Here is a 12,135-nt window from a genome sequence, read left to right on the forward strand (position 1 = left end):
CTCATGAGTAAACAGATCGGTATACCTCGGATCGTGACCTCGAGATCTGCCGTGACGGCTACCTTGTCGGTCCTGTTCGTCGCGTGCTGGAGTTCGGGATTCATCGGGGCCAAACTCGGCGCCGGCAGTGCCGAGGTCCCCACACTGCTGATGTGGCGTTTTCTCCCGCTCGCGGTGGTACTGCTCCCGATTGTCTGGCTCTCCGCCCGGCGCCGGAACACGATGCCCACACCGCGGGCTCTCGGCAGGCAGGTGGTGATCGGGATGCTCTCCCAGAGTGGCTACCTGTTGTCGGTGTACTGGGCAGTCGATCTCGGGGTGAACACCGGAACCACAGCGCTGATCGACGGTATTCAGCCGCTGGTGGCTGCCGCGCTGCTCGGTCCGGTCCTCGGTGTCGCAGTCCCGCGTATGCAGTGGATCGGGTTGGCGATCGGAATGGGCGGCGTCGTGATGGTCACGGCAGCCGATGCCGGGGCCGGCGCATCGGCGCCGTGGTGGGCGTACGCGATTCCGTTCCTGGGGATGCTCAGCCTGGTTGCATCCACCTTCGTCCAGCAACGCGCTCCCACGTCCACACCGCCACTGCAGGCTTTGGCCATCCACTGCTCAACCAGCGCAATAGTTTTCACAACTCTGGCGATCGTCTCGGATGCTGCCGTACCGCCGAGTATCAGCACATTCTGGATCGCGTTGCTCTGGTTGATCGTGTTGTCCACCTTCGGTGGTTACGGGCTGTACTGGTTGTTGCTCCGCCGCATCGGCATTACGTCCGTCAACACCCTGATGTTCTTGATCGCCCCCGTCACCGCGGTCTGGGGCGCACTGATGTTCGGAGAATCCTTCACTCCGTTCACCGCGCTCGGCTTGGCGGTGGGCATCGTCGCCGTCGTCGTGGTCACCCGGGTGGGCAATCGCCCGAAGAAGCAGGACGAGGGCACGGATTCCTGCCCGGCGAGAGCTTCGATCACGTCGCGCTGATGAAGGCCGATCGGGATGTGAACCGCTCGCGGAGCGCGGTGAGTTGCTCTGCGGTGAGCTTCAGTCCGTTGATTGCGTAGTCCTCGACGGTGCCGAAGTGCGTGCGCATTTCGTCGAGAGCTGCGTCGAAATAGCTGTCACGGACTCCGAGGAGGGGTCGTAGCACTTCTGCGTCAACGCCTTTGCTCGCGGCGAAGTCGAGGATCGGTTCTGTCATGGGAGCCAGATCGGTGTTCGTCTCCAGGTAGTCGGCGCGTACATCGGCTTCGTCGGCCCCGAGGAGGAGTAGGAAAGAGGTCGCGGCCCACCCGGTTCGATCCTTGCCGGTGGTGCAGTGGAAAAGTGCTGCCCCGGTGCGTTTTTCGTCGATGAGGTCGAGGTAGAACGTGCGATAGGCGTCGAGAGCGGACGGCAGGCTGACGAAGTTGCGGTTGGCTTCCTCCATCTGTGCGATCCCACGTCCATCGCTGATGGTCTCGGCGTATGCGACCGGGTCCGTCATGAGTAGTCCAGTGGCCGCGGCGTTTTGGGCATTGTCGGCAAGTACGTCGAGCCAGACTGTGCGCGTCGAGTCAGGGAGATTGTCGAGTGCGCCGTCGCGCTCGGCGGCGGTCCTCAGGTCGTATACCGTCCGGACGTCCAAGTCGGCGACCGCGGCAAGGTCGTCGCCGTCGAGTTTCGCCAGAGTCGCCGAACGATAGAGCGCGCCCGCGCGGACGGTGCCGTCCGCAACAGGAATGCCACCGAGGTCCCGGAAGTTCGGAGCGGTCTTCAGGAGAACGCGGCGATCGAGCGGGTGAGTTGGCATGGCTGACTCCTTGTGGGTTCCGTTTCCGAACTGATCATTCATGCCTTCTGCACACTGCGCACGAGCTTTTCGGCATTGCGTCTCTTGATCCACTTGTCGATGACGAGAGCCATGAAGATCCACCCGCCCAATGCCGTGATCACCCACACGATGATCGGGGCGAGGATCCAGGACCCGACGCCGCTGATCTCGATACCGTCGGGGACCAGGGTCGCAACCCAGAGCGCGAGCAGTGTGGCGACCAAGCCGACACCACCCGCGAGCGGAGCCGCGTAGTGCAGTGCCACGCTGAGCACGAATGGGCCGAGGATCATGTGTGCGAGGGTGAATACACCGATAGCGGCCAAGAAGCCGTTCACGCTCAGGCTGACCCCGGGAAGAGCAAAATGCACGACGATCAGCGCGATCGCGCCGAGAACACATTGCGAAATGAGCTGAAATAACAGACGCATGGCTTGTACCTCCGTGATCAGGTCGAGTCACCCGAGAGTGGTGTGTGCGTGGGGAACGCTTTGCTGCAGGGCTTCGGGACGAGGCGCCGTCCAGGTGCCGTCGAGCACGGAGGGACGGGGGCGGTACAGGCGCAGTACGTAGTTCCACCCGGGCATGATGGGCAGTGCGTTCGCGACGCCGTCGAGATGGACCCCGAAGCGAATGGTGGTGCTGCCGTCGGAGTCTGGGGTGGCCGTGAGGCTGTTGATGCTGTTGACGCCCAGAGCGTTCTCTTCGAAGTATCCGGCCGCGTTGTACAGCGAGACCGACCAGAACGCATCCACGGGAACATCGTTCAGGCGGAGACGGTATTCCCCGACCGGGAGACGTTCGTCGAAGTTGACGTAGGTGGCCTCGTACTCGGGAAGGCCACCCCAGCCGGATGCGGTACCGAGCAGGTGCCTGATCGGATCGACTTCCGCAGCGGTACCGAATGAATGGTCGTACGTGGTGATGCCACGCGCGAGTGCGAGGAGTGCGTCGCGGGTCTCGGCCTGCGATTGCTCGTCGTAGTCGGGCAACGGGAACTCTCCCGTTCCGCCGCCGTCGATGTTGAGGGCGTCTTGCAACCGGTTCACCTCGGCGACGTCTTCGGGGCTGTTCGGATCGACGAGGATGCGCACGATCAGTGCGGCGTAGTCGGTCCCGACCAATTCACGCGTGAGCAGGTGCTCTCCCGGGTCGCGCAGGATGACGGGACCGAAGTGATCTTGACTGACCACCCACACGGAGATGTAGCGCTCGCCGGTATCGGGCACCGTGATGGTGACGTTCTCGCGCACGTCGATGATCGCGCTGCTGTACAGAGTGTCGCGGTTCTGGCGGATGATCGGCTGGTTGTCGAGTGACCCGAGATCACGAGTGTGGTTCCACGTGCCCAGGCCGACGCCCGCGGCCAGGCGAGCGAACATGAGATCGGACTCTGCCCGATTGAAGTTCAGGACGTTGACGGCGATCGTGGACATAGTGGGTTCCAATCGGTGTCGGGGTACGGAAGCGGGCGCGGTAATCCATGGCCCGTCGGGGTGAATCAGCCCAGCAGTCGTGCTTTCGCGGCTTGGAACTCGGCGTCACTCAGCAGGCCTTGTGATTTGAGGTCGCCGAGTTTCTGCAACTCGGCGACGAGATCGACCGGGGCCGCGGGTGCGGGTGTGGGCATCGGGAGTGCGGCATGCTGCTGGGCGAATTCGTACTGCGCCTGCTCGTAGTCGGCCTGAGCTCTCCTTTGCCGGCGGGTGGCCATACCGTCGCTGACGGCGGTCGCGGTACCGGTGACGACCGCGGTGCGGGCGGCGAGGCCCAGCAGTCCGGGGCGGCCTCGTCTCGGGATGTACGGCATGTCAGACCTCCAATTTCGGGATGATCGTGTCCATGAGGGCATTGACGACGGGTGCGGGTATCCGCTCGTAACCCAGTAGCACCGCGCCTGACGCAGCGGTGCGGGCGGCGAGTTCGCGCTGATAGACCAGCTCGAGCGCGACCAGCAGCGCTGCAGCGCCGGTGGGAATGGCTGCCGCGAGTTCGGTGATGTCCTCATGCCCGAGCAGACCGGACGCGCCGAGCATCTCGACGTTGATCTCGAAGCCGTTCGGCAACTCCTCGACTTCGATGAGGGTGAGTTCATCGTCCTCGGACTTGGAGATGACGATCAGATCGAGCAGCCGCACCAGGCCGGTATCCGTAAGGTCGGTCAGTGCGGAGAGCGCGGCCGGGTCGAGGCTCTGCCCAGGCAGGCCGAGAAGGTAGAAGTCGACGGGGCCGAAACGCGCGGCACTCACGAGAGGACCTTCAGCTTGAGTGCGGCGAACTCGTCCTCGCTGATCGCTCCGGCTTCGAGCAGTGCTGCGGCTGCGGCGATCTCCTCGCTGGGGCTCTTCCCCGCGACCTCGCGGATATACGATTCGGCGGCCTTCTCGGCGTCGCGTGCGGCCTTGTTGCTGCGTTCCGTCATCCCTTCGCCGCGGGCGACGAGATAGACGAGGGCGGTCAGGATCGGTAGGAAGAGCAGGAAGAACACCCAAACGGCCTTCAACCAGCCGTTCAGCTTGTGGTCGCGGAACAGGTCGGCGATGATCGCGAACAGTGCGAAGAGATATCCGATGAAGACGGTCGCCCACAGCATCCAGCCGAGGCTTTCCCAGAAGCTCATGTGTCTTATCCGTTTCGTGTAAGGCCTGCGCACACGGTATTCCGCTGACTCACGCATTTCGGTTGATTCCGGCAATTCTCACCGGTATCGGCGGGCTTCGATCGCGGCCTAATCCGAAGCGGATGAGACCGGATTTCCACGGACATCGAACGTCTCGAGTATCTTCGACACATGATCGAAGCCGTGCGTGACGCACTCGCCTCTGGTGAGGCGGAGCAGGCTCGACGAGTCCTGCGGAAAAACTGGCTTCGTTTGATTCTCGAATCTCACACCAGGGAACTCGAGCAGCTCTGCCTTGCTCATCCCGATCCCCACGATCCGCACATCCTGCTGATACGAGCGTGCTGCCGCGATCTCAGCGGTGATCCGTACGGCGCTGAGTTTCTCCGCGGGCAGGGTCTGCGGGTGGCGTCCGACGATTTTGTCGTCTGCTTCACCGACCTGCTGCTCGCTCCGGACACCTCGACCAAGGCCGTCATCGCCGATCGCGCGCGCCACGCGCTCGCCCAGTGCGAGCCCGAGGACGATTACCCGTCCGCGCTTTTCCTCCTCGGATGGACCGAGGTCAGGCTTCGTCGTGACCTTCCTCGTGCCATCGCGCTACTTCGCTCCGCCGGCGACGAGGCGCAGTTGCAGTCGCGCACGGAGACATTGCGTCTTGCACAGTCCAACTTGGCCTTTGCGCTGACCCACGCGGGAGCATTCACGGAAGCCGAACAGATCCTCGACGGCCTTCCTGCGCGAGAGGTGGCGTCCGATTGGGAACGCTTCGAAGGTGGTCTCCCACAGTCGAATCGGGGGTGCATCGCCTACTGGCGTGGCGACTTCGAGGAGGCGATCGCTCAGTTCGATTCGATCATCGAGGAGGGCAGCCCCGGAACCAATTTCGAGGCGCTCGCCCGTCTGTACCTGGTGATGAGCCTGATCGCTCTGAACCGGGAAGACCGGTACCACAACGCCGCTCGTCTGCTGCGAGGCGTGAGCACTGCGGACAAGCACGGCATTCCTTGGGATACGCTGCGGCGCGTCACCACGGCCTGGCTCGCCCACGCTCAAGGACAGGACGAGCAAGCTCGCCGCATCGCAATGCCCACGCTGACCAGAACAGGTGCTGCGGTCGCTCACGCGCTTCTCGCGGAGCTCTACCGAGTCATGGGGGATCCGGAACCGTCGGCTCAAGCGCTTCGCTTGGCAACCTCGGCCGCGCTGCCGCGATATGCGCTGGTGAGCACCCTTGTCACGTCTGCCGCCCTGAGCTCCGTCGCCGGGCGTGGACCGCAGGCGCACGAGCAGTTGGATCGTGCGCTGGCGGAAGCAATCCCCGAGCGGATTCTCGCCCCATTTCTGAGCGGCGATCCGGTAATCGTCGATCTGTTGAACGCGCACGCAACACAGGGGTCGAGACACCAGGAGCTCCTGCGCACGATTCTGGAAAAACGGGGCCAGCTCTCTGCCAAGCTCGCCGGAGTCCTGACGGAACGTGAGAAAGAGATCCTCACTTTTCTGCGAACTACGATGACTGCAGACGAGATCGCTGCGCACCTCGGCATCGCCTATCCCACTGTGAAGACTCACATTCGCTCGATCTACCGCAAACTAGGCGTGACCAAACGGCGTGCCGCTGTTCAAGCAGCCGACAACCTAGACCGCGGGATCGGGGGCGATTCCGCGGCGGAGGCTGCGAACCGTCAGATCCAAGGCTTGTAGTCGCGTCCCGGAACCGCGGTTCACGTAGTCCATCGACGTGTAGAGCAGTGACCACAGCAGGTTCTGCACCCAGTCCGAACCCATGTCGGGGTCGATGGAACCGTCGGAGTGTCCGCGCTCGATGGCATCGGTGACTGAGTCGTCGTTCGACGCGGACTCGGCAAACGAATCTTCTTGATACACACCGGGAGTGAAGAACAGGACCGTCAAGAGGTCGGCCAGTTCGAAGTATTCATGGCACAGGCGAACCAGTGCTTCGGCTCCGGTACCCTCGCCGAGTCGAGCTGCTGCTGCTGCCTCTCCGACGGCGCGGGTGGCCTCGGCCGCGACTGCGTCGACCAGGTCTGACCGTTCGGGAAAGTAGCGGTGCAAAGTGGTCCGGCCGACCTTTGCGGCCGAAGCGATCTCGCTGAGGGTCGCAGCAGGCTTGGATGCGAACACCGAAACGGCAGCATCGAGGATGGCCTTCCGTGTGCGCTCGCGGGTCGCGCTTTGTTCTGGTGCGCTGTGGATCGTTGTCACGAATCCGAAGCGTAGCCGTGTCCGGTTTCGGTATCCAGTGTTTCCGAATCGGAATTTCTCTTGCCCTTTATGGAACATTCGTGTTCCATAAATTCATGCTTGAATCCGACGCTTCTCAGCCCGCACCGAAATGGAGCAATCTCCGCGTCCTCTCGGAGTTCGCTCGACCGCATCTGCCGTCGCTCCTTCTCGGATTGGTACTGGCGCTGTGCGGCTCCGCGGCGACGCTGGCAACGCCCATGGTCACCAAGTGGGTTCTCGACACCCTCGATACCGGTGCGTCGCTGAAAGGACCTATCCTCACGCTCGTCGTCCTTCTGATCGTCGGTGCCGTGCTCGGTTGTGCTCAGTGGATCGTTCTCGGAACCGCCGCCGAGAAGGTTGTCTTCGACGCCAGGTCGTCGCTGGTGAAGCGATTCCTGGCGGCGACCGTACCTTCGCTGCAATCGCGATCCGTGGGTGAATTGGTCACCCGGGTCACGTCTGACACCTTGCTGCTGCGGGAGGCTGCGTCGTCGGCCGCGGTGAATATTCTGAACGCAGCCGCGTTGACCATCGGAACGATTGTTCTGATGGGCGTACTGGATCTGCCGTTGTTGGGCGTCACCATGGTGGCAATCGTGTTCGCCTCCATACTCTTTGCCGTTCTGATGCCTCGGATTTCCGCAGCCGAAGCGCGAACCCAGGAATCGCTCGGTCAGCTCGGCGGCGTACTCGAGGGTGGCTTGCGTGCGATCCGGACGGTCAAAGTTTCCCTCGCCGAGGATCGCGTCGGCGCTCTGGTGACGAACAATGCGTCCGATGCGAAAAAGCATGCGATCACGGCAGTTCGAGTGTCGGCAACCGCGTGGACTGTCGCGTGGACCGCCATTCAAGGATCGATCATTGCCATCCTCGGCTTCGGTGCCTGGCGAGTCGCCGACGGCGAAATGGCAGTCTCGACGCTCATCGCGTTTCTGCTCTACGCCTTCACCCTGATGGGGCCGGTGTCGGAGCTTGCGCAGAACGTGACCTCCGTTCAGTCGGGAATCGCGGCAGCTATCCGGATTCGCGAGATGCAGTCGTTGCCCACCGAGCAGTACGACGAGGTCGTGGACGTGGTCGCGAAAACCAACGCTGCCGCGCCGCTGATCGAGTTGCGCGACGTCACCGTGAGCTACCACGGATCGAACCAGCCGGCGTTGCGCGATGTCTCGCTGGTCATTCCGACGCGTGGGCACATGGCCATCGTCGGCCCGTCGGGTGCAGGAAAGACGACCTTGCTCTCGACCGTGCTGCGATTTGTCGAACCTCGATCGGGTGAGGTTCTCCTGCATGGAGTCGGTTACGACGCGCTCGATCACCGCGCTGTGCGCGAGAGTCTCGCGTACGTGGAGCAGGAGACACCGGTGGTGCCCGGAACGATTCGGGAGAACGTCGTCTTCAGCCATCCCGATGCGACGGACGAAGAAGTCCAGGCCGTTCTGCGCTTGCTCCGGCTCGACGACGCGATCGAGGCCCTGCCCAACGGACTCGACACCGCTCTGACGGCCACCTCGCTGTCGGGCGGCCAACGTCAGCGGATCGCGATGGCGCGCGCAGTTCTGCGGCCGAGTGCTTTGCTTCTGCTCGACGAAGCCACTGCCCAGGTCGACACGCTCACCGAAGCCGCGATTGTCGACGCGATCAACGAACGTGCGCGCACCGGGGCCGTGGTGACTATCGCTCACCGGCTCTCGACGGTGCGTGACGCCGACTGGATCGTGGTCATGGAAGACGGTCGGATCCGCAACATCGGCAACCATGACGAGCTCATGGACAAGGACGATCTGTACCGCGACATGGTGGTTGCCGGCCGGCTCGATCAGGGCGAGGCGATGCTCGAAGATTGTTGACCCGGCGCATCGGCATGTGCGAGAGTGCTGTTACCGAGCGATCGCTCGGTCGGGATGTTCTTTCGGAGGTGGCTGGTGGCAATCGATCTGACGTACGCGCCCGAGGTGGTGGCGCTGATCGAGAAGACGCGCGACTTCACGCGCAACGTAGTGCTCCCCATCGAAGACGAACACGCCGGTGACATCGCTGTAGCGGGTGGCGATGCCATCCGCATCGAGATGCAGTCGGCAGCAAAAGAAGCCGGTGTCTTCGCCCCGCATGCACCGATCGAGTACGGCGGCCACGGACTCAACATGAGTGATCGCGCGCCGGTCTTCGAGGAAGCCGGCTACTCGCTATTCGGGCCGACGGCGCTCAACATCGCGGCGCCGGACGAGGGCAACGTTCACATGCTGGCCCACGTGGCGAACGAAGCACAGAAGCAGCAGTTCCTCGCGCCGCTCGCAAGCGGGGACATGCGGTCGGCATTCGCCATGACCGAACCCGCGCCCGGAGCGGGATCCGATCCCTCGGCTTTGAACACCCGCGCCGAAAAAGTCCCCGGTGGCTGGAAGATCAACGGTAAGAAATGGTTCATCACCGGCGCCGACGGCGCCGGGTTCTTCATCATCATGGCGCGCACGTCCGGCGAGCCCGGGCAGCGCGGCGGAGCGACCATGTTCTTGGCGCCGACGGACACTCCCGGCCTGGTAGTGGGTCGACACATCGACACCCTCGACAAGGCCATGATCGGTGGGCACTGCGAGGTCACGTTCGAGGATCTCTTCGTACCCGACGAGGCCGTTCTCGGTGAGGTCGATCAAGGTTTCGCCTACGCGCAGGTTCGCCTCGGTCCCGCCCGCATGACGCACGTGATGCGCTGGCTCGGTGCAGCGCGCCGCGGCCACGACGTCGCCGTGGCCAGGGTTGCCGAACGAGAAGGCTTCGGCTCGAAACTCGGTGATCTCGGAATGATCCAGAAGATGGTCGCCGACAACGAGATCGACATCGCAGCCAGCCGCGCACTTCTGGTGCAGGCCTGCTTCGAACTCGATCAGGGCGGGCACGCGAGCAACGCGACGTCCATCGCCAAGACCTACGCTGCCGAGGCGATCTTCCGGATCGTGGACCGCTCCATTCAGATGTGTGGCGGAATGGGCGTGTCCGGCGATCTGCCGCTGGCACGCTTGTCCCGCGAAGTGCGTCCCTTCCGCGTCTACGACGGCCCGTCCGAGGTTCATCGCTGGGCAATTGCGAAACGTGTTGTGGGAGCTGCGAAGCGCGCTGCTCGGGAGGAGTCGAAGTGACGGACTTTCCAGGACTCGATCTCGCGGCGCTCCACAAGTATCTGCAAGCCGCAGGCGTCGAGGTGAGCGGTGAGTTGCGAGCCGAACTGATTTCAGGCGGCAAATCCAATCTCACCTACGGAATCTTCGACGACAACTCGAAGTGGATTCTGCGTCGTCCACCCACGGCCGGCCTCACGCCGTCGGCGCATGACGTTGCGCGTGAGTTCCGAATCACCTCGGCGTTGCAGAACACTGCCGTGCCGGTCGCGCCGACCGTCGTGCTGTGCGAGGACGCCTCGGTGATGGGTGCGTCGTTCACGGTGGTCGAGTTCGTCACCGGTCAAGTGATCCGAACCAAAACCGAGTTGGAAGCTGTTCCGGCAGCGCAGGTCACGCAGTGCACCGACGAGTTGGTGCGTGTTCTCGCTGCACTGCACGACGTCGACTACACCGCAGTGGGTCTCGGCGAACTCGGCAGACCCGACGGTTACGTAGCCCGCCAGGTGAAGTTGTGGGCCGGTCAATGGTCACGCGTCAAGACCGAGGACTCGGCCGACGTGGACAGGTTGGCGTCGAGCCTCGCGGAATTGATTCCGGCGGAATCAGCCTCGTCGATCGTGCACGGCGACTACCGGATCGACAACACGATTCTCGCGGCGAACGACGTCACCAAGGTTGCCGCAGTGGTGGACTGGGAACTGTCGACGCTGGGCGATCCGCTGGCGGACATCGCGATGATGTGCGTCTATCGGCATCCCGCGCTGGATCTGGTTCTGGGTGAGCCTGCTGCGTGGACGAGCCCGTCGCTACCGTCCGTTGTCGATCTGGCGCAACGGTATTCGTCCGTTTCGGGTCGTGAACTGGCGCATTGGAACTTCTACATGGCGCTCGGGTTCTTCAAACTCGCCGTCGTGGCGCAGGGCATCGATCACCGATTCCGGGCAGGAGCCACCGTCGGCGGGGGATTCGACAAGGCTGGATCTTCTGTGCCGGAACTGATCTCGGCCGGACTCAACGCACTGCAAGGGAAATTCGAATGACTCGATCAGCACTGGTCACCGGCGCCTCCAAGGGAATCGGGCTCGGCATCGCAACACGCTTGGCTTCGCAAGGGTACGGGCTGACCATCACGGCGCGTGATACCGAGCGGCTCGCCGTTGTCGCCGAAGAACTTACCCGCGCCGGATCGCCGGACGTCGTCGTCTCGGCCGGCGACATGGCGGACGAGAACTTCGCCGCAGCACTCGTCGCCACACACAATGAGCGATTCGGCTCCATGAGGGCTCTCGTCCTCAACGCCGGAGTGGGAACCAGTGGGCGAGTAGCGGATTACCCGATGCGACGTTTCGACAAGACCGTTGCCGTCAATCTCCGAACACCGTTTGCACTATTGCAAGCGTCGCTGCCGCTCCTGCGTACAGCGGCGGACGCGGACCTTGCCGGCGGAGCGAAGGTGATCGCTCTCGCCTCGATGGCCGGTGTGTATGCCGAGAGCGGCCTGGCCGTCTACGGAGCCACCAAAGCTGCGCTGATTTCGATGGTCGAGGCACTCAACGCCGAGGAATCCGGAAACGGCGTCAGTGCGACGGCCATCGCTCCCGGTTACGTCGACACCGACATGTCGGCATGGACACACGATCGGATCACACCGGACACCATGATCAAGGTCGACGACATCGTGGAGTTGGTGGATGGTCTGCTCAAGCTCTCGTCTCGAGCGGTCGTTCCGAAGGTCGTCATGGCGCGGGCCGGGACCAACGGCTACTCCGCCTGAAATTTCAATCCAGCTTGGCTTCGCCCCGCTTGCGAAAGAAGTGAAAGCCAGGCACCCCGACGATCGCCTGCCGCAGGTCCTTGACCACTCCGAGGAGTTCGTGGATCTCGGGCGAGACGGAGTCCAAGGTTCCGAGGATGGGCAACACCGCGGCCACCCGGTCGGTGAGCTCCGGTAGTTGGTCGATCAGCTTGATCGCGGCGCTGACCTCTGCCTCGGAAAGGTCGTCGGCGAACCTGGCGGCCAGCGGCGCGAGCTGTAGGGCGATGGGCTCGTAGATCTCGAGGAGTTGTCCCGCGATGTCCGACGTCTGCTCGACGGCCTCGACCAGTGTCTCAGCGCGAACGGTCACGGCGGCAGCTCCGATGACGACGCGGTCGGCGTTGTCGGCGATCTGGTTGATGCGCGCCACCAACCTCTCGACCGAGAAGAGGAGCGCCTCGAGTCGAGTGGGCAGGGTGACCGCAAAAGCGACCGTGGACAGGGACCAGTGCACCACGTCGCCGACGGAGCGGACGACGGTGGAGCTGCCGGGCAAAACTAGAGCCATCCCTCGATA

General features: G+C 63.3%; 14 protein-coding genes. 6 read left to right on the plus strand and 8 right to left on the minus strand.

Going from position 1 to position 12,135, the window contains the following annotated elements:
• Nucleotides 1–3 precede the first annotated feature (3 nt).
• On the plus strand, nt 4–981 hold the full coding sequence (locus ABH939_RS00610) for a DMT family transporter (RefSeq protein WP_404649183.1): 978 nt from the start codon (nt 4–6) through the stop codon (nt 979–981).
• Here ABH939_RS00610 and ABH939_RS00615 read toward each other — a convergent pair.
• From ABH939_RS00615 to ABH939_RS00640, 6 genes are all read right to left on the minus strand, one after another.
• A complete protein-coding gene (locus tag ABH939_RS00615) occupies nt 968–1,789 on the minus strand; it encodes a tyrosine-protein phosphatase (protein WP_003939715.1) in 822 nt (273 codons plus the stop codon). The two genes, ABH939_RS00610 and ABH939_RS00615, sit on opposite strands and share 14 nt — an antisense overlap.
• Before the next feature lie 38 nt (nt 1,790–1,827).
• A complete protein-coding gene (locus tag ABH939_RS00620) occupies nt 1,828–2,241 on the minus strand; it encodes a phage holin family protein (protein WP_020970904.1) in 414 nt (137 codons plus the stop codon).
• Between the two features lie 27 nt (nt 2,242–2,268).
• On the minus strand, nt 2,269–3,246 hold the full coding sequence (locus ABH939_RS00625) for a DUF1214 domain-containing protein (RefSeq protein WP_054782240.1): 978 nt from the start codon (nt 3,244–3,246) through the stop codon (nt 2,269–2,271).
• 65 nt (nt 3,247–3,311) lie between these two features.
• Nucleotides 3,312–3,620 carry an SHOCT domain-containing protein gene (locus ABH939_RS00630; RefSeq protein ID WP_007729626.1) on the minus strand — a complete coding sequence of 103 codons (309 nt, stop codon included), beginning with the start codon at nt 3,618–3,620 and terminating at the stop codon, nt 3,312–3,314.
• A 1-nt stretch (nt 3,621) separates the two neighbouring features.
• A complete protein-coding gene (locus tag ABH939_RS00635) occupies nt 3,622–4,059 on the minus strand; it encodes a DUF6325 family protein (RefSeq protein WP_007729624.1) in 438 nt (145 codons plus the stop codon).
• Entirely contained in the window at nt 4,056–4,430 is a 375-nt protein-coding gene (locus tag ABH939_RS00640) for a PLDc N-terminal domain-containing protein (RefSeq protein ID WP_007729621.1), read from the minus strand. The genes ABH939_RS00635 and ABH939_RS00640 overlap by 4 nt, the downstream gene beginning before the upstream one ends.
• Before the next feature lie 171 nt (nt 4,431–4,601).
• Between ABH939_RS00640 and ABH939_RS00645 the strand changes: the two genes are divergently transcribed.
• The gene (locus ABH939_RS00645; protein ID WP_047272075.1) at nt 4,602–6,137 is read left to right on the plus strand and encodes a LuxR family transcriptional regulator; all 1,536 of its coding nucleotides are present in this window, start codon (nt 4,602–4,604) and stop codon (nt 6,135–6,137) included.
• Here the strand turns inward: ABH939_RS00645 and ABH939_RS00650 are convergent.
• Complete coding sequence (locus tag ABH939_RS00650) at nt 6,072–6,659, minus strand: TetR/AcrR family transcriptional regulator (protein WP_030537226.1); 588 nt, start codon at nt 6,657–6,659, stop codon at nt 6,072–6,074. The two genes, ABH939_RS00645 and ABH939_RS00650, sit on opposite strands and share 66 nt — an antisense overlap.
• A 95-nt stretch (nt 6,660–6,754) precedes the next feature.
• On the opposite strand from ABH939_RS00650, the gene ABH939_RS00655 reads away from it, so the two are divergent.
• The 4 genes from ABH939_RS00655 (at nt 6,755) to ABH939_RS00670 (ending at nt 11,576) form a co-directional block, all read left to right on the plus strand.
• Nucleotides 6,755–8,533 (plus strand): ABC transporter ATP-binding protein, encoded by a 1,779-nt coding sequence (locus tag ABH939_RS00655; protein ID WP_007729612.1) that lies wholly within the window; start codon nt 6,755–6,757, stop codon nt 8,531–8,533.
• 75 nt (nt 8,534–8,608) lie between these two features.
• Entirely contained in the window at nt 8,609–9,820 is a 1,212-nt protein-coding gene (locus ABH939_RS00660) for an acyl-CoA dehydrogenase family protein (RefSeq protein ID WP_003940162.1), read from the plus strand.
• Entirely contained in the window at nt 9,817–10,842 is a 1,026-nt protein-coding gene (locus ABH939_RS00665) for a phosphotransferase family protein (protein WP_007729609.1), read from the plus strand. The genes ABH939_RS00660 and ABH939_RS00665 overlap by 4 nt, the downstream gene beginning before the upstream one ends.
• A complete protein-coding gene (locus tag ABH939_RS00670) occupies nt 10,839–11,576 on the plus strand; it encodes an SDR family oxidoreductase (protein WP_030537223.1) in 738 nt (245 codons plus the stop codon). Before ABH939_RS00665 ends, ABH939_RS00670 begins: the two co-directional genes overlap by 4 nt.
• 4 nt (nt 11,577–11,580) lie before the next feature.
• On the opposite strand, the gene ABH939_RS00675 is transcribed toward ABH939_RS00670, so the two are convergent.
• Nucleotides 11,581–12,126 (minus strand): hypothetical protein, encoded by a 546-nt coding sequence (locus ABH939_RS00675; protein ID WP_007729604.1) that lies wholly within the window; start codon nt 12,124–12,126, stop codon nt 11,581–11,583.
• Between the last annotated feature and the right edge of the window lie 9 nt (nt 12,127–12,135).

The sequence above is a fragment of the Rhodococcus sp. 27YEA6 genome, from assembly GCF_044908235.1.
GTDB lineage: Bacteria > Actinomycetota > Actinomycetes > Mycobacteriales > Mycobacteriaceae > Rhodococcus_F > Rhodococcus_F qingshengii.